Annotated in this window: 11 protein-coding genes and 1 pseudogene; 4 read left to right on the top strand and 8 right to left on the bottom strand. The window is 73.0% G+C overall.

Features of this window, described 5'->3' with window-relative positions; translation table 11 throughout:
- Positions 1-40: 40 nt before the first annotated feature.
- On the top strand, positions 41-301 hold the full coding sequence (locus ACFWB8_RS19070) for a WXG100 family type VII secretion target (protein WP_385227886.1): 261 nt from the start codon (positions 41-43) through the stop codon (positions 299-301).
- A gap of 123 nt (positions 302-424) precedes the next feature.
- Here ACFWB8_RS19070 and ACFWB8_RS19065 read toward each other — a convergent pair whose 3' ends face one another.
- The 3 genes from ACFWB8_RS19065 to ACFWB8_RS19055 form a co-directional block, all read right to left on the bottom strand.
- Positions 425-4879 carry an FtsK/SpoIIIE domain-containing protein gene (locus ACFWB8_RS19065; RefSeq protein WP_385227883.1) on the bottom strand — a complete coding sequence of 1485 codons (4455 nt, stop codon included), beginning with the start codon at positions 4877-4879 and terminating at the stop codon, positions 425-427.
- A gap of 151 nt (positions 4880-5030) precedes the next feature.
- Complete coding sequence (locus ACFWB8_RS19060) at positions 5031-5852, bottom strand: MBL fold metallo-hydrolase (RefSeq protein WP_385227880.1); 822 nt, start codon at positions 5850-5852, stop codon at positions 5031-5033.
- Positions 5853-6105: 253 nt separating this feature from the next.
- Positions 6106-6969 carry a menaquinone biosynthetic enzyme MqnA/MqnD family protein gene (locus ACFWB8_RS19055; RefSeq protein ID WP_385227877.1) on the bottom strand — a complete coding sequence of 288 codons (864 nt, stop codon included), beginning with the start codon at positions 6967-6969 and terminating at the stop codon, positions 6106-6108.
- Positions 6970-7206: 237 nt separating this feature from the next.
- Between ACFWB8_RS19055 and ACFWB8_RS19050 the strand changes: the two genes are divergently transcribed.
- Complete coding sequence (locus ACFWB8_RS19050) at positions 7207-7410, top strand: cold-shock protein (protein WP_351275452.1); 204 nt, start codon at positions 7207-7209, stop codon at positions 7408-7410.
- A gap of 192 nt (positions 7411-7602) precedes the next feature.
- Here the strand turns inward: ACFWB8_RS19050 and ACFWB8_RS19045 are convergent, their stop codons facing one another.
- The 3 genes from ACFWB8_RS19045 to ACFWB8_RS19035 form a co-directional block, all read right to left on the bottom strand.
- Positions 7603-9312, bottom strand: coding sequence for a hypothetical protein (locus ACFWB8_RS19045; RefSeq protein ID WP_385227874.1), 1710 nt, complete (start codon positions 9310-9312; stop codon positions 7603-7605).
- A gap of 282 nt (positions 9313-9594) precedes the next feature.
- Positions 9595-11166 (bottom strand): alpha/beta hydrolase, encoded by a 1572-nt coding sequence (locus tag ACFWB8_RS19040; RefSeq protein ID WP_385227870.1) that lies wholly within the window; start codon positions 11164-11166, stop codon positions 9595-9597.
- Between the two features lie 217 nt (positions 11167-11383).
- The gene (locus ACFWB8_RS19035) at positions 11384-13252 is read right to left on the bottom strand and encodes an AMP-dependent synthetase/ligase (RefSeq protein WP_385227866.1); all 1869 of its coding nucleotides are present in this window, start codon (positions 13250-13252) and stop codon (positions 11384-11386) included.
- A 146-nt stretch (positions 13253-13398) separates the two neighbouring features.
- Between ACFWB8_RS19035 and ACFWB8_RS19030 the strand changes: the two genes are divergently transcribed.
- Positions 13399-14931 carry a hypothetical protein gene (locus ACFWB8_RS19030; protein ID WP_385227863.1) on the top strand — a complete coding sequence of 511 codons (1533 nt, stop codon included), beginning with the start codon at positions 13399-13401 and terminating at the stop codon, positions 14929-14931.
- Positions 14924-15379, top strand: coding sequence for a hypothetical protein (locus ACFWB8_RS19025; RefSeq protein ID WP_385227860.1), 456 nt, complete (start codon positions 14924-14926; stop codon positions 15377-15379). The genes ACFWB8_RS19030 and ACFWB8_RS19025 overlap by 8 nt, the downstream gene beginning before the upstream one ends.
- On the opposite strand, the gene ACFWB8_RS19020 is transcribed toward ACFWB8_RS19025, so the two are convergent.
- Both ACFWB8_RS19020 and ACFWB8_RS19015 read right to left on the bottom strand, forming a co-directional pair.
- Positions 15376-16917 carry a protein kinase gene (locus ACFWB8_RS19020; protein ID WP_385227857.1) on the bottom strand — a complete coding sequence of 514 codons (1542 nt, stop codon included), beginning with the start codon at positions 16915-16917 and terminating at the stop codon, positions 15376-15378. The two genes, ACFWB8_RS19025 and ACFWB8_RS19020, sit on opposite strands and share 4 nt — an antisense overlap.
- A 91-nt stretch (positions 16918-17008) precedes the next feature.
- Positions 17009-17433 (bottom strand): annotated as a pseudogene (locus ACFWB8_RS19015) (helix-turn-helix domain-containing protein); the annotation flags it as partial.

Genomic DNA, 17433 nt, shown 5'->3' with positions numbered 1-17433 from the left:
CATCATCCGTGAGACCAGAGTGAGTACGGGGAGGGCCGCCATGGATCGTGGCGCAGATATTCAGAAGCTCAGGGAACTGTCGAAGCTGTTCAGCCGCCGGGCCGGCGACCTGCAGACGCTGATCAGCGACCTCAACTCTTCGACCTCCAGCAGCACCGGCTACTGGAAGGGCCCGAAGTCGGACCAGTTCCGCCAGGAGTGGGAGACCGCTCGCGGAACCTTCTCCAAGTGGGTCGACACCCTCAACGACGCCAGCAAGTCGGCGTCCACCAGCGCCGACAACATCGAGCGCGCCACCTGATCCGTACCCCGGATCACTGGCGACACAGCGGGGCGGCCACCTGAAGAGGTGGGCGCCCCGCCGCCGTTCACCGGCCTCCCCGCTCAGCCGTCAGCCCTCAGCCGTCAGCCCTCAGCCCTCAGCTCAGCCGCGCATGACCCCCTGGACCGGCTTGAACGTGCCACCCGTGACCAGCAGGCCGCTGCCGGCCGGACCGCCGCCGGTGTTCGACGGGAGCCGGATGCCGAACAGTTCGCCGTCCTGCGTGCTCTGCGGGGACAGCAGCAGCCCGTTGCGCGACTTGCGGGCCGCCGTGACGAAGCCCCGGTACTGGGAACCCAGGCTGTCCGTCGTACCTCCCGCCAGCAGGCCGATCCCGCCGTCCGCGCCCTTGCGCAGAAGCGCCTCCAGCGCCTCGTCCAGCCGTGTGTCGTAGAGCAGTTCGGCATCGTCGGCGATCACCGCGTACGGGCGCCCCTCCGCCTTCTCCACCAGGTCCGCCAGGTCGTCCTCGCGGCTCTCCGCGTTCAGCACGCCCAGGATGCCCGGGCGCCCCTCCAACTCCCGTACCGGCGACCGGCGCGGAGTGATCAGGATCAGCGGGGTGCCCGCCGCCAGCAGGGACTCCGCCGCGCACACCAGCGCCGTGGAGCGGCCGGACTTCGGCGGACCGGCGATCACGAAGCCGGGGCCGGACTCCTCCAGGTCGATGCCGAGCGGAGCCAGTTCGTCCCCGCCCACCGCGAGCAGCGCCCACAGCGACGACGGCGCGGTGAACTCCGGGTCCAGGGCGAGCGCCTGCGCGGCGGTGATGCGCGGCGGCAGCGCGTCGACCCGCATCGGACGGCGCCCGGCCGGGACGCGCCCGTACCGGGCCCGCGCCTCCTCCGCGATCTCGCGCAGCACCCGTACCTGCGCCTGCCCCGCCGGATCGGGGTCGAGGAGGGCGATCTGGGTCTCGTCGATGCCCGTGTCGGTGATGCGCAGCGCGCGCCCGGGGCCCATGTTCTTGGGGACCTCGCGCGGCTGGATGCCGGCCATGGAGTAGTCGTTGGGGTCGGCGAAGCGCAGGATCAGCCGGTCGGCGAACGCGGAGGCCACCATGCCGCTGAGGCCGCTGCGGTCGGCCGTCATGACCACCTTCAGGCCCACCGCCGAACCCTCGCGGAAGATCCGCTGGATCATCTCGATCAGCTGGCCGTAGTTGTAGCCCTCGAACGCCGAGACGAAGCCCTCCCAGCTGTCCAGCAGCAGGACCATCCACGGAAGGCGGTCCTCAGGGGCGGCCGTCGCCCGCTGTTCGGCCGCGCTCGACGCGCCTTCCATGGCCAGCAGCTGCTGCCTGCGGCTGATCTCCGACAACAGCCGGTCGATGAGCCGCCGCACCCGGTCGGGCTCGTCACGGTTGACCACCGCGCCGACGTGCGGCAGCCGTACCAGCGGCAGCAGCGCGTTCGACCCGCAGTCGATGCCGTACACGTGGACGTCGCCGGGCGCGCTGCCGCGCGCCAGCGCCCCGGCGAGCGTACGCAGGGCCGTGGAGCGCCCCGAACGGGCGCCGCCGGCCAGCATCGTGTGCTCGGCGCCCACCAGGTCCAGCGCGAACGCCTTGCGGCTCTGCTGCGCGGGCAGGTCGGTGAGGGCGTAGCCGATCGGCGGTACGTCCTCGTGCCCCGGCCCGCCCGGCTGCCCGGGCAGATCGGCCAGCGTGACCCGCTCGGGCAGCGGCGGAAGCCACGGGCTGCGCGGCGCGGGGAAGCCCATCGTCTGCGAGCCCTGCCTGACGGCGTCGACGAGCACGGCGAGGTCGGTGACCATGGTCCCGTCGTCGTCCGCCTCGGCGACCCTGGGCAGCGGCCGGCTGTACGAGGCCCACGTGAGCGGGACCAAGGTCGCCTTCGGGCCGCTCTTCCCGGTGGCCGGGCGCCGGCCGCCGATACGGGCGGACTGTACGCCCACGAGGGACTGGGCGCCGGAGCGGACGAAGGCCCGGCCCGGCGTCGACTTGGCGATGGCCCCGGCGTCCGGGGCGTCGATGACGTCCGAGGACTCGGTGCCGTCCGTCACCCGCAGCGCGATCCGCAGGTTGGTGTTGGCCCGGATGTCCGCGCTCACCACACCGGCCGGACGCTGCGTCGCGAGCACCAGGTGCACACCGAGCGACCGGCCCCGGCGGGCGATGTCGACCAGGCCGGCGATGAAGTCGGGGAGTTCGGCGACCAGCGAGGCGAACTCGTCGATGACCAGCACGAGCCGGGGCATCGGCTCCAGCTCCGGCCGGAGCCTGCGGGTGTCGTTGTAGTCCTCGATGTCCTTGGTGCCCGCCTCGAACAGGATCGTCTCGCGGTGGTGGAGCTCGGCGGCGAGCGAGGCCAGGGCACGTTCGGTCAGGTGGGCGTCGAGGTCGCTGACCATGCCGACGGTGTGCGGCAGCCGGGCGCAGTCCATGAAGGCGCTGCCGCCCTTGTAGTCGATGAGGACGAAGTTGAGTGCGTCCGGCCGGTTGGCGACGGCCAGCGAGGCGATGATGGTCTGCAGGAGCTCGGACTTGCCCGCGCCCGTCGTACCCGCCACGAGGGCGTGCGGGCCGTCGCGCCGGATGTCCAGAGTGAACGTTCCGTCAGCCGCGACACCGATGGGGGCCGCGGTCGTGGAACCGCCGGCCCGCCAGATCTTCTCGATGTCGGCGCCCGTCGGATCGGGCATGCCGAGCAGGTTCAGCAGCCTCGCCGCCGTCGGCAGGGCGCTGCCCGCGTCGTCACGGCTCACGTCGCGCACCGGCGCGAGCGACCGGGCGAGGAGCTCGCACCACTCGGGCCCGACTTGGTCGGCGAGCACCTCGCCGACGCTCTCCAGGCCGCCGCCGTGCAGCCGCAGCCGGGTCGCCGACCCGTGGCTCCAGGACAGCGCCGCGGAGCACTCCTCGGGGAGGACGCGCTCGTCCTCGTCCACGCACAGCGCGAAGATCCCGTACTGCGGCCCTTCCTGGAGGAGTTGCGGCACCCCGGGCATCCGGCGCAGCAGCCGCGCCCCGTCGAGCACCAGCAGGACGTACGGGTCCGGGGCCATCCCGCCGGCCAGCGAGTTGTGGTTCTCCCTGGCGGACTTGCGGCGGGCCAGCTCGCCCAGGAGCTCGTTGACCCGGCGCGTCACCGACTCGGAGTCCGAGCCGACGAGGGCCACGCAGTCCTGGCCCTGCTGGGGCGAGGTGTGCGGGAGCCAGTGCGCCCAGGCCCAGTCGGCGCCCGCCTCGCGCACGGAGGACAGTACGACCAGCGAAAGATCACGGGGGCTGTGCAGCACGGCCGCCTGAACGGCCAGCCAGCGAGCCGTCGCCAGGGCCCGCGGCCGGTCTCCGGCGACGCCGACGACCCCGAGTTCGGCAAAGGGCAGGGTGACCGGCACGTCGGCCACCAGCGGCGTTTCGGGCGCGTCCTCGGCATACCCGCCGCGGGCCATGGCCAGCTCGATGCGGGCCGGCAGGGAGCCGACGCCGATCCGCAGCTGCAGCGCGTCCACGTCGGTGATCCTGCGTTCCCACAACCTGCGGCGCGGGCCGGTGGCGAACAGCAGGACCTCGGCGGGGTCGGGGCTGTCGGCGCGCCGGAAGGCCTGGTCCTGCCGGCCCAGCCGCGTCAACTCGGCCTCGTAGGCCGCCAGGTCCTTCTTGTACTGCTTGACCGACGTCTTGTTCTTCTTCTTGCCCTCACGGTTGTCGCTGATCCACTGCCCGATCATCATCATCGGAGTCATCGCGCAGAAGAGCAGCATGTAGATCTGCTGGGTGACCGCGAACATGACGAGGCCGAAGAGCATCGGCGTGAAGGCCGCGATCAGCTGGAAGCGGGCGCGCTCCGACTTGGAGGGCAGTACGGGCACGACCAGCCGGGGCCGTGGCCTCAGCGGCGACAGCCGGGGCGGGCGGTTGTAGGCGAGGCCGCCCTCGCCCGTCGCGGACAGGTGCGCGTCCGGCCGGGCGACCCGGTCCAGTACGAGCAGGCAGTCCCCGGCCCGTACGAAGGCCCCGAGCGGCCAGGCCTGCCCGCTCCCCCCGACCTCCGCCTCGTCCAGCAGGACGCCCGCGCCCTCCTGGGCCTGCAGGGTCGCGTTCCCCTTGAGGTCGATCGTCACGCGCGCGGCCACCGGCGGCAGCGAGCCGTCCGCCACCGACAGGGTGCAGGTGGGGGCGGAGCCGATGGTCGCCGCGCCCACGCCGAGGCGCACCACCCGCCCGGCCGACGGGCCGCCGGCGACCCGGAGTTCGTACTGGCCGGCGGGCTCGCCCCTGCGCAGGAACGGGCCGACCGCATCGTCCACGGACAGCCGCATGCCGTCGCGGAGGATCTCGGCGGCCGGGGTCCGCGGCGCGCAGCGGTGCCCGTCGGCCCACAGGGTCGTACCGGCCGACTCCTCCCGGGGCGGGGCCCCGTGGAGCTGTACGACCACTTCGCGCCGCCCGGCGGCCGGACCGGGGCGGGCGCCGCCGAGTGCCGAGGCCAGGGCCTGCGCCACATCGCCGGCCGTCGCCGACTCGTCCGCGTCGAGCACGACGTCCTGCGGAAGCGTTCCCTCCTGCACGACCGTCACCAGGACTCGCATGACTCCGCCCCCACCCAGTCGGCCTTCGCTGATCAACCGAGGCTAGTGCCTGGTCCGCGCCATAGAACAGCCGCCCCGGACCCCTGCCGGGGTCAGCGGGCGGGTCAACGGCGGGTCAGCGGCCGGGTCAACGGCCGGTCAGCGGCCGGGGTCAGCGGCCGGCGGGGGCCGCTCCGGCGGGCTCGAAGCCGGCGAGCATCTGCTCCAGCGCCTGTTGGTCCGGGCCGACGAAGGGACTGAGGCCCGGGGCCAGGCACGCGGTGTCGATCAGCCGGGCGGTGATCCCCGCGGCGGCCGGAAGGTGGGTGGAGAAGACGAGTTCGGGGTCCATCTCCCGCAACGGCGCGACCGTGGCGAGGTACTTGTCGCGGTCCGCGACGGCCACCCAGGGGCTGTCCACCGCGGCCCACAGGAGCTGCGCGGCCCGCAGTTCCTCGGCGTCCACCGCGGCGGCGTCGCCGTCGGCGGCGACCTCCGCGCTGGGCATGGGCCCACCGAAGCAGTCGGAGCTGAAGCAGGCCCGCGAGCGGTCGTCGTAGAAGCCGACGGTCGCGGGGTTGTCGAAGAGCGGCGGCCGGAAGGCGGCGAGCGTACGGTCGCCGACGTCCAGGGACTGTCCGGGGTTGAGCAGGAAGACCCGGTCCATCGGCAGCGGGCGCTCGCAGGACATCTCACCCGCGGCGATGAAGGTGGTCACCAGCCGCGCCTCGGGAGCGGCCTCCAGGAGGGCGAACAGGCCGCCGGTGTGGTCCCGGTCGGGGTGCGTCAGCCAGATCCACCGCACGTCGGCGGGGTCGATGACGGAGCCCAGGGTCTCCAGGAAGTTCCGGTCCGGCAGCCCGAGACCGGTGTCGACGACCACGGGCTGCCGCGCGTGCAGCACGAAGGCGTTCACCGGGATGAAGCCGATGCCGGGCACTTCGAGGGCGTCTCCGAGGACGGTGACGTCACTGCCGACCTTGTGAGTGGACATGGCTCGTTCTCCCATGGCTCCCCTGGGCATGAGAACGGTCGCGGCCGGCGGGGACTGCCGTCCCCGACTCCATGGTGTCCCCGCAGGGTCCCGCCCGCACGCCCGCACACCCGCGGCGGGGAATGCCCCTATTCACCGCGCGGGCGCCCTTGAATACGAAAGGGAACGAATTCCCGGGAAACGGAACATTCCGATTTCCGGGATGCGGAAATCGATCAGAGGGCGCGCTCGCGGTGCCGGGGCATAAGCCGCGTCAATGGCTCGACCGGGGCGCCTTCAGGAGCTCTACGGACACGTCCGCCGGGTATCCCGTCGTGGAACCGGTACGCCGCGCGAATTCCCTCACGCCGGCCAGCTGATCGGGGCCGAAGCGGAAGTCGAGCGTGGTGAAGTACCGCTCCAGCAGTTCGGCGTCGAAGGCCTCCCAGCGGGCGGCCTGCTCGGCGACCTTGGTGACCTCCTCCAGGGACACGTCACGGGAGGCGAGGAAGGCCTCGTGGACCTTCTCCACGACCTGCGGTTCGCGGGCGAGGTAGTCCTTGCGGGCGGCCCAGACGGCGAAGACGAACGGCAGTCCGGTCCACTCCTTCCACATCAGCCCCAGGTCGTGCACGGCGAGCCCGAGCCGGGGCGCGTCGTGCAGCGAGGCCCGCAGCGCGGCGTCGCCGATCAGCACCGCCGCGTCCGCCTCCTGCATCATCAGCCCCAGGTCAGGGGGGCAGGTGTAGTAGTCGGGCCGGACCCCGTACCGCTCGGCGAGCAGCAGCTGGGCGAGGCGTACGGACGTGCGGGAGGTCGAGCCGAGGGCCACCCGGGCGCCGTCGAGCTGCTCCAGGGGGACCTGGGAGACGATCACGCACGACATGACGGGACCGTCGCAGCCGACCGCCAGATCGGGGAAGGCGACGAGATCGCCCGCGTTGCGGAGGAACTCCACGAGCGTGATGGGGGCGATGTCGAGCTCCCCCGCGACCAGCCGCTCGCTGAGCTTCTCGGGGGTGTCCTTGGTCAGCTCCAAGTCCAGCAGCGTGCCGGTTCTGGCCAGCCCCCAGTAAAGAGGGAGGCAGTTCAGGAACTGAATGTGGCCGACGCGGGGCCGGCTGTGAGAGACGTCCACATCGCGAGACTAGCCCCCGGATCCACGTCAGCCCTCTGCCGGGTCTCAAACGTCCGAGTGACGTGATCTTTCCCTCTGGTCTCGCCCGCCGGGTGCGTGCTAGGCTCGACGCAAGTTGCAGTTTGGTTTCCCTTGCAGTACGAGGCCTGCGGAGCATGTGACCCGCAGGCTTTTGTAGTTTTCAGACTTCTTAGCAGGTTCTGGAGCAGGGCGACCCTTTGGCCCATAGGAGGGCTCATGGCTACCGGAACCGTGAAGTGGTTCAACGCTGAAAAGGGCTTCGGCTTCATCGCCCAGGACGGCGGCGGCCCGGATGTCTTCGTCCACTACTCCGCGATCAACGCCGCTGGCTTCCGCTCCCTGGAGGAGAACCAGACGGTGAACTTCGACGTCACGCAGGGTCCGAAGGGCCCGCAGGCGGAGAACGTCACCCCGGCCTAGTCGCCTGGGCCAACCTAATCGCGGTTGGATAAGCAGTACCCAAGGAGCCCTGTCTCCTCCGTGCGAGCGGAGAGACGGGGCTCCTGCCTTTTGCCCTCCGGGGCTGGGGGGCCGACAGGGCAGGGCCGCCCAACGGCAGGGGCCCCCGCACCGTGGTGACGGTGCGGGGGCCCCTGCCGTTGACCTCGTCGACTACTTGAGGGCGGCCTTCGTCGCGCTCGCACTCGGCGTCGGGGTCGGCTTCGGGGTCGTGTCCAGCTTGGCGGTGACCTTGAGGTCAAGCAGCAGGAAGACCTTGTCCGAGATGCTCACGCGGAGCGTGTACGTGCCCGGGGCGACGTCCGTGGTGAACAGCTCCGGCAGCGCGATCTTGCCGTCGGGGCCCGTCGCGGGCAGCTCCAGCGTGGTCAGCTTCTTGCCGTCCTCGCCCTTGAAGAACGGGCCCTTCGCGGTCGCCGGGTCCACCGGGACCCACTCGCCGGCCGCGTTCTTCTGCACCAGTCCGGCGGTGGCCTTCGCCAGCGGGACCGGCTTGTCCTTGGCCGTGGCCAGGAACTCCACCCCCGTGAAGCTCGTTCCGGCCACCACCTCCAGCGGCTTCGTGCCGTCGGTGCGGGTCAACAGGTCAGCGGCCGGGACCGGCTTCGCGGTGACGGCGCCGGTGAGCTGCGCGGTCAGCCGGCGCGAGGCGTCGTACGTCGTGGCCCGCAGCGTGAAGCCGCCCGCCTTGAAGCCCGCCTTCAGCGCGGGGACCGCCGCGACGCCCTGGGCGTCGGTGACGACCACCGCGAAGTCCTTGCCGTCGGCCGTGAAGACGGTGCCGCCGGTGGTGTCCTCCTCGACGGCGAACACGACGGTCTGGCCGACCGCCGGCTTGCCGTCGCTCAGCAGCACCTTCGCCTTCGGGGTCTGCGCGAAGGCGGACTCGGCCTCGGCCGTGAACTCGGGGCCGCCGGGCAGCTCCAGCTTGTCCAGGTGCGCGGCCGGCGGCGTCGGCTTGTCCGGCTCCTTCGGCGGCGTCACGGGAGGCGTCACCGGGGGCGTCACGGGCGGGGTGACCGGAGGCCTGGTGGCCGGCGGCTGCGGGGTGGGCAGGGTGCCCGGCGGCGTCGGGGTCGGGTAGTTGCCCGCGGGCGGGTTCGGCACCTGGGCCGCGCCGGCCTGGTACTGGCGCATGTACCCGAGCACGGTGTTCACGTACTCGCGGGAGTTGTTGTAGCTCAGGACCGCCTTGTCGAGCTGCGCCGGGTCGGAGAGGTCCCGGTGGCCCGAGCAGAGGTAGAGGCCCGCGCCGAGCGCCGCGTCGTAGATGTTGTTCGGGTCGCGCTTGCCGTCGCCGTTGCCGTCGGCCTTCCAGGTGACCCATGTCGAGGGGATGAACTGCAGCGGGCCCACGGCACGGTCGTACACCGCGTCCGCGTCCCACTCGCCCTTGTCGGTGTCCCGGATCTCGGCGAAGCCGTTGCCGTCCAGGCGCGGCCCGCGGATCGGCTTCTCGGTGTACCCGTCGGCCTTGAGCCCGTAACCGGAGGCGTGTACGGATTCCACCCTGCCTATGCCCGCGAGCAGTTGCCACGGCAGCTTGCAGCCGGGAAGGGCCGCGGCCACCGATATCTGGGCTCTGCGGTAGGCGTCGAGCGCGGTCGCCGGGATGCCGCTGGCCGCACCCTCGGGGGTGGTGGCACCGGGCGGCAGCGGCGGGTCCGCGACCAGGTCGGGCAGTTCCAGCCGGGCGTCACCGCGGTCGGTGGCCTGCGGGCTGTCCGGGGTCGGCTCGGCCTCCCCGGCGTCGGCGGTCGAGGTGTTGGTCACGACCGCGGCAGTGGTCAGGCTGGCCGCGAGCGCGGCTGTGCACAGGACCTTGCGCGAGGTGTTGACGAGGTGACGGTGAAGAGGCTTCACAGTGCGGCGATCCCCCCAAGGCTGCCGTCATGCGTACAAACGCAAACTTGAGCGGCCGGTCGGTCGGGCCGCTCATATTCCCTGTCTATCAGGTATTCGCAAGCGACTCACCGTGCCCCCCGGAGATATGACACACCATTCGTCTCGACTTCACCCGCCCCTGAAGACCGAACGAACCCGAACCCCAACCCCCCGCCCGAAACACCCCGATGCCCCCGGTTTCACCACTTCCTCCTCCTCACCCTGGCCGTCATGACGACAGTTGCCGCCCCGCCGGCGCGCTCACTGCCCGGCGGGGCACGCCCGCGTCCCGGCCGGCAGCCGGCCGTCGATCAGGAAGTGGTCGACGTACGCGCGCACGCAGGGCGAGGCCGCGTATGCGGTGTGGCCCTCGCCCTTGTAGTCCAGGACCACCGCCGGGCCGAGCCTCTTGGCCGTCTCCTCCGTCCACTCGTACGGGGTCGCCGGGTCCCCGCGGGTGCCGACGAGCAGCATCCGCGGGGCGCCGGCCGGGCGGGCGATCCTGCGGATGAAGTCGGTGCCGGCGGGGCGCCCGTAGCAGGACAGCACCGTCGCCAGCTGCCGCGGCCCGAAGATCTCGGACGCCGCCAGGAACTGCGGCTGCAGCGCCTCGATCTCCCGCTCCACGGCCGCCGGGGCGGCCTTGTCGTTGCCCCGGTCCGGGTCGTCGGCGCAGTTCACCGCCACCAGCGCGGCTTCGGGGTTGTCCGCGGGCACCTTGCTCGGCTCCCCGTCGTCGTCCGACTCCGGCGGGCCGTGCGGGCCGCCGAGCTGGAGCAGCCCCACCGGGTCGCCGTTGCGCTCGGCCATCGCCAGCGCATCCGCGAGGTCGGGCCACATGCCCTGCGAGTACAGGGCGGTGCCGATGGCACCGGCGGCGTCCTGCCCGGTGAAGTACGAGCCGTCCTGGCCGATCAGCGGCTCCTTGTCGAGCCGCTCCACGAGGGCGTTGACCTTGACCTTGGCGCTGCGGGTGTTCGTGCCGTAGACGCAGCCCGCGCGGCGGGTGCACCAGGCGAGGAAGTTGTCCAGCGCCCGCTGCTGTCCGCGCGCGGAGACGAGTGCCTGCTCGGCCAGGGGTTCGGTGAGGGTGTCTACGCCGTCGAGGACCATGCGGCCGGTGCTGCGCGGGAACTGCGCCGCGTAGACCGCGCCGAGCCGGGTGCCGTAGGAGAAGCCGAGGTAGTTCAGCTTCTTGTCGCCGAGGGCCCGGCGGATGACGTCCATGTCGCGGGCGACGTTCACGGTGCCTATGTACGGGAGGACCGGGCCCGAGGCCAGCTCGCAGCGCCTGACCACCGCGCGCAGGGCGGCGAGCTGCGAGGCGGCGTCGCCGGGGACCAGCGCGTCGACCTCCTGGGAGCCTCCGCAGCTGACGGGCTCGCTCAGGCCCACCCCGCGGGGGTCGAAGGCGACGAGGTCGTAGCGCTTGTTCAGCTCCGCGAAGAGGCCCGGACCGGCGGTGAGGGTGGATATGCCGGCGCCGCCCGGCCCGCCGAAGTTCAGCAGCAGCGAGCCGAGGCGCTTGCCGCCGCCGGTGGCCGGGATCCGGGCGAGGGCCACCTTGACGGTGCCTTTGGCGGGTGCGGCGGGGTCGAGCGGCACGCTGACGGTCCCGCACCGCATCCCGGCGGGCACGGGCCGCTCGACGCAGTCGCCCCAGCGGATGCGCTGACCGTCGGCGGCGGCGGGCGGCGGGGTCGGGCTCGGCACCGGACTCGGCACCGGACTCGGGCCCGACCCCGGGCCCGATGTCGCGCCGAGCGCGGCGGCCACGAGCACGCAGGCCGCGGCGCCGGTGGCGGTGGCCGACCGGGTACGGGAACGGTGCACTGCACCCTCCTCGGGTGGCCCCCCGGACCAGTCAGCCCACCATAAGCGGGCTCCCGCGCCCCCGCCCGCCCAGCCGGGGTCCCGGAGCCCGCCGCCCCCTGTGCGGGGGCCCGTCCCGCGCCCGCGGCCCCGTAGGCCGGCAGGGTGGGCGCGGCGGCGCCCGGGACCCCCGGTCCGCCCGCGCGCGCGGGGCTCACCGCCCGGGACACCGCCCGGCTCATCGCTCCCGGCGGTACAGCTCCTCGATCTCCCGCTCGTGGTCCCGGGCGATGGCGCCGCGCTTGAGCTTCATGGACGGGGTCAGGTGGCCCCGTTCCTCCGTGAAGTCCCCCGGCAGGACGGTGAAGCGGCGGATGGACTCGGCCCGCGAGACCAGCCGGTTGGCCTCGTCCACCGCCCGCTGGAGGTCGGCCCGCAGCTCCTCGTCCCGCACCAGTTCGGCCATGGGCAGGCTCTGCTTCTTGTGCATCTGGCGCCAGTGCGCGAGGCCCTCCGGCTCCAGGGTGAGGAGCGCGGTGACGTACGGCCGGTTGTCGCCGACCACCATGCACTGGCTGACCAGCGGGTGGGCGCGCAGCCAGTCCTCCAGCGGGGCGGGGGCGACGTTCTTGCCGCCGGAGGTGATGATCAGGTCCTTCTTGCGGCCGGTGATGGTGAGGTAGCCGTCGGCGTCGAGCTCGCCGATGTCACCGGTCGCCAGCCAGCCCCCGGCGGCGCCGCCACCGCTCTGCACCGGGCTGTTCCAGTAGCCGGCGAAGACGTGCGCCCCGCGCAGGAGCACCTCCCCGTCGTCGGCGATGCGTACGGCGGTCCCCGGCAGCGGCCAGCCCACGGTGCCGAGCCGGGGTTTCAGCGGCGGGGTGACGGTCGATGCCGCGGTCGTCTCCGTGAGCCCGTAGCCCTCGAAGATCTCGATGCCGGCGCCCGTGTAGAAGGCGGCGAGCCGCCGCCCCAGCGGGGATCCGCCGCTCAGGACGTACCGGACGCGGCCGCCGAGCGCCGCCCGGATCCGCCGGTAGACGAGCGGGTCGTACAGCGCCCGCGCCGCGCGCAGGGCCGGCCCGGGCCGCTTGCCCTCGACCACCTCGCCGTAGCTCTGCGCGATCCGGGCGGCCCGGTCGAAGGAGGAGGCGCGGCCCATCTTCTCGGCCGTCGCCCGGGCGGTGTTGTAGACCTTCTCCATGACGTACGGGATGGCCAGCAGGAACGTCGGCCGGAAGCCCGCCAGGTCCGCGAGCAGGTCCTGCGTACTGATGCTCGGCGCGTGCCCGAGTTTGACGCGGGCCCGCAGGCAGCCGACGGCGACCATCCGCCCGAACACGTGCGACAGCGGCAGGAACAGCAGCGTCGAGGCGGGTTCCTTGCTCACCGACTTGAAGACGGGGTGCAGCAGCTCCACCGCGTTGTCCACCTCGGCGAAGAAGTTGGCGTGGGTCAGCACGCACCCCTTGGGCTGCCCGGTGGTCCCGGAGGTGTACACGAGCGTGGCCACGCAGTCCGGCGTACGGGCTGCCCTGCGCGCGTGCACGACGGCGTCGGGCACGCGCTCCCCGGCCTTGACCAGCCGGGCCACGGCGCCGGTGTCGAACTCCCACAGGTGGCTCAGCCAGGGCAGGTTGGCCCGCTCGGCGCTGATGATCCGGGCCTGGGCGGTGTCCTCCACGGCGCAGGCGACCGCGCCCGAGTCGTGGATGATCCAGCGCGCCTGGAGCGCGGAGGAGGTGGGGTAGATCGGTACGGTGACCAGCCCCGCGGCCCATCCGGCGAAGTCCAGCAGCGTCCACTCGTAGGTGGTCCGCGCCATGATCGCCAGGCGGTCGCCCTCGCGCAGCCCCTCGGCGATCAGCCCCTTGGCGACGGCGAGCACCTCGGCCGCGAACTCGGCGGCGGTGACGTCGCGCCAGGTCCCGTCGCGCTCCTTGCGGGCGAGCACGGCCTCGCCGGGCGCCTCGCGGGCGTTGTGGAAGGGGATGTCGCCGAGCGACCCGCTCGCGGGCAGCGCGGCGAGCGCGGGCACGGCCGCCTCCCGCACCACGCCGTCGACCACGGTCCGGACGGGTTCCACGAGCTTCGGCTCGGCATCCACGGCGTGCGCTCCTCAGGGTCAACGGGGTGTTACCGCCGGTAATCTACGCACGGGTAACCTCCTTGAACACCCCTTGGGCCTCCGTTCACACCGAATCGCCACGGGCCGGGCACGGGCTGCGCCATAGTGGTGCCCGAGGGGGGCGCATGGACATTTCCGTCGTGATCACGCTCGTCGCCGCCGCACTGCTGATCCAACTCCTGCTGCCGCACCCGAGGTTCGTGAAGGCACACAAGCAGTACGATCTTCCCGACCCGAGCCCGGACCCGCCCGTCGGACCGGTCCCGGTGAAGTTCTCCCTGCTCGTGCCCCTGCGGTACGAGCCGGACGTCGACGACATGCTCGCCGAACTGCTCACCTCCCCCCGGCGGGACTTCGAGATCCTGCTGCTGGTGGGCCCGGACGACAGCAAGAGCAGCCCGGCCTGTAGACGCCTGAGCGAGCTGCACCCCGACCGGGTGCGCGTCGTGGACGGCCCGCTCACCCCGGACTGGACCATGGCGGCAGCCCTCAACGCCGCGATCCCCCACTGCTATGGCGACGTCATCGGAGTCATCGGGGGAGGGGACCCGGTGCGCGCGAGCCTCCTGGACCGGGTCGACGGGGCCTACCAGGCATCGGGCGTCGACATCGTCCGCGTCGCCCTGGACTTCCCGGAGGGCGCCCCCACCTCGGAGCTGTACTGGCTGATGCACGGGATGGTGTGCGTCCGGGGCATCCGACCGGTCCGCGTGACCAAGCGCTTCCACCTCACGCCGAGCGCCGCGTACTTCGTCCGGACCGACCTGCTGCGTGTGCTGGGCGGCTGGGACATGGACAGCCGCAGTGAGGAACTGGAGCTGCTGTTGCGACTGTCCAGCTTCGGCGCCTCCGACGCGATGCTGTACGGGGAGCCGGCCCGCCACAACGCGCCGTGGAGCCGGTCCAGTCTGCTGTCAGCACGCGGCTGGAAGAGGCTCCGGGACCGGCGCGTGCGCTGGTACACGACCCTCCTCCTGATCCACCGCACCCGCGAGTGGCGCCGCTTCCCCACCGTCCGCAAGCGGCTGGCCGCACACGACGCCCTGGTCCTGCCCATCGTCCAGGCCCTGCTCGCCTTCCCCGCGCTCGTGGTGTCCTTCCTGCTCCCCTTCGCCTGGCCGGACCAGTCCGTGTACCGGTTCGCCCTGCCGTTGTGGGTGTTCTACGTGTCCGTGGTGGCGACCGTGGCGGGGGCGGACTGGCTGCGCAACCAGAGCCGCGCCAAGCGGTCGCGACTACTGACCCTGGCGGAGGTGCTGAACCCGCCGGCCCTCATGTTCAGGTTCACGGTGATCACCGGCTGGTCGGCGGACCTCGTCATGCGCCAGGTCGCCGCCCAGCGGGCCCTGTGGCGGTACCTACGCAGCGACACCAAAGTGCTGAGGGACCACTTCGAGCGCAGCCGGCGCGAACCGCCGCAGCGCCCGGCCAGATCCGCCGCGGGCTCGGGGCCGAACCCGGCCGCCGCCGAACCGGATCCCCCGGCCGCCGCCGACCTGCTGGCCGTAGCCGGCTCCCCGGACACCCCCGCCGCCGTGCAGGCCATGGCCACCGGCCTCGACGCACTGTTCCGCGCACTCGGGCCGCCGCCCGAGTCGCTCCGGCTCGCCGAGGCGGGCCCCACGCCCCAGGGAGACGGAGGCACCAGCGATGGCTGAGGAACTCGGCACGGAGCCGGCCCACCGGCCGAGCGCGCTCGACATCGCCGCGCAGTGGGCGCAGTTGCCGGCCGAGCACCTGGCGGTCGCGCTGGCCGCGCTCGACCCCCAGCTGGCGCGCGAACACGAGCTGCGGATGCAGGCCGAGCGCGCCCGCGAGCGGGCCGAGCTGGAGCGCCTCCAGAGCGAGCGCGTCGAACAGCAGCGGGCCCACCGCAGGCACGTCCTGGGCATTTCCGCCGCACTGACGGTGGCACTGGCGACGCTCGGCGCGTCCCTGTACTTCGGCACGCACGACCATCCGGTGCTCGCCGTCACCTTCTTCGGGCCGACCCTGCTCGCCCTGGTGAAGATCTTCGCGTTGCAGCGCAGCGACCCCGACGACATGAAGCACGTGGCGGCCGCCGCCAAGAGGGCGGCTTCCGCGGTGCCCCCGCCGCCGCCTTAGGCCGTGTCCACCTGCGCCGCGGGATGGCCGCGGGGCATGAGCTTGCCCAGCAGGATCCCGCCGAGGAGCCAGACGAGGAAACCGCAGCCGACCGCCATCCAGATCGAGGCCCTCGTGCCGGCGAGCAGCAGCCACCCGGTGAGCACCCCGCCGACCAGCGCCGCGTTGCTCGCGACGAAGGCGGCCTCCTTGGCCCGGGACACATCTTCGATCCACGCCTGGGCCGCGGCGGAGCACAACATGAGGACCGGCACCGCGACCAGCCCGATGGGGACGGCGCCCCACCACGGGAGGGCGTCGGTGAGCACCATCGCCATCGCCATCGCCAGGCCGGCCGCGAGCGAGAACCCGACCGCGAACTGCGACAACGCCTCCTTGTTGGGCGAGCTCTTGGCCTCGGCGGCCGCACAGGCGAAGAACAGGACGGCGGCGGCGGCGCCCGCGAGCGCGGGAATGGGGACGGCCAGGGCGGTGAAACCGGCCAGCTCCCCGGCGAACACCACCCCGATCGCCGTGGAACCGAGCAGGATCGCCCCTCGCGCCGGCCTGCGTCCCACCACGGGGACACTTGCCGGCGGCTGAGCAACCGGGGCCGGATCGGGCTTCGGGATGGGCTTCGGGCTGGGCTCCGGGCTGGGCGCGGTCAAGGTCGTGGGCACCGGCCGGGCGGGCGGCACGGGGCGGACCGGCCGGACCGTCCGGACCGTCCGGACCGACGGCGCTTCCAGTACCCGCTCGATGTCGCGGAGGCGGTCGGCGACCTCGGCCGCGCCGACGGGCCGCCGGGAGGGTTCCTTGCTCAGCAACTGCCCGATCAGCGCGTCGAGATCGACGGGCACGTCGGGCCGGCGCTGCCGCACGGGCGCCGGGTTCTTGTTGGCGTGCTGGGCGAGGATCTCCCAGCCGGTGCCGGTGAACGGCGGCGCTCCGGTGAGCAGTTCGTAGAGCAGGCAGCCCAGCCCGTACAGGTCGCTGCGCGCGTCGATCTCCTCGCCGCGCGCCTGCTCGGGGGACATGTACGCGGGCGTTCCGGTGACCGAGCCGGTCGTGGTCAGGCCCTGGGAGCCGCTCTGCCGGGCGATCCCGAAGTCACAGATCTTGATGCGGCCCGCCCGGGTGAGCAGCACGTTGCCGGGCTTGATGTCGCGGTGGATGACGCCCGCGCCATGGGCGGCCGCCAGCCCCTCGCAGATCTGGACGGCCCACCGCACCACGTCCTCGACGGCGGCCGGGCCGCCCGCCGTGGCGAGCGGCCGGCCGTCGACCAGTTCCATCACCAGGTAGACCACCGTCCGGCTGTCGATGGTGGTCTCGCCGACGTCGTGTACGGACACCACGTGCGGGTCCGACAGCGCCGCGGCCGCCCGGGCCTCGGCGCGCAGCCGCTGGGCGAGTTTGTCGTCCCCGGGCTGCGCGATGAGCTTCACCGCCACGTCCCTGGCCAGCGCCAGGTCGCGGCCGCGCCAGACCTCGCCCATGCCGCCCGCGCCGATGCGCCCGCCGAGCCGGTAGCGGCCTGCCAGCGTCGTCCCGTCCATCCACGCCCCCCACGCCGTCCGCCCGCCGGCGCGGGTGCGCGACCGGCATGCAGTGCACTGTAGGACGCTACCGCCACGCGCGCGGCAACTCCTACGCAGCAGCCGCCTGTTCGGGCGGACAGTCCCGGCAGCGGCCCGGGGCGGGGGCGCGGAAGGCGCGTTCGCAGCCGTCGCAGGTCTGGAGGGGGTCCGGCCGGGTGATCCGCTCGGGGGGCGGCGGCGCGGGAAGGTGGGGCGGGAGCTGCGCGGCGAGGCGGTGGGCGAGCAGCCCCGGGGCGTAACGGAGGTCGGCGGGCAGGTCGGCCGCCAGGATGCGGCGTACGGCGTCGGGTTCGGCGCCCCGGTCCAGCCACTGCGAGACCCCGGGCGCGAGCCGCTCCACGTCGCGGGCGGCCAGCAGCAGCCGCGGGTCTTCGCAGCGCAGCCGCGCGAGCAGGTCCCGCGCGTCCTGCCGGGCGGGGGCGGGGGCCGATGGCGCGGCCTCGGCGACGGGAGCGGGCGGCGGGGGTACGGGCC

Origin of the sequence: Streptomyces sp. NPDC060031, from assembly GCF_042736805.1 — a bacterium.
Classification (GTDB): Bacteria; Actinomycetota; Actinomycetes; order Streptomycetales; family Streptomycetaceae; genus Streptomyces.
This window is presented reverse-complemented; position numbering and strand designations above follow the sequence as displayed.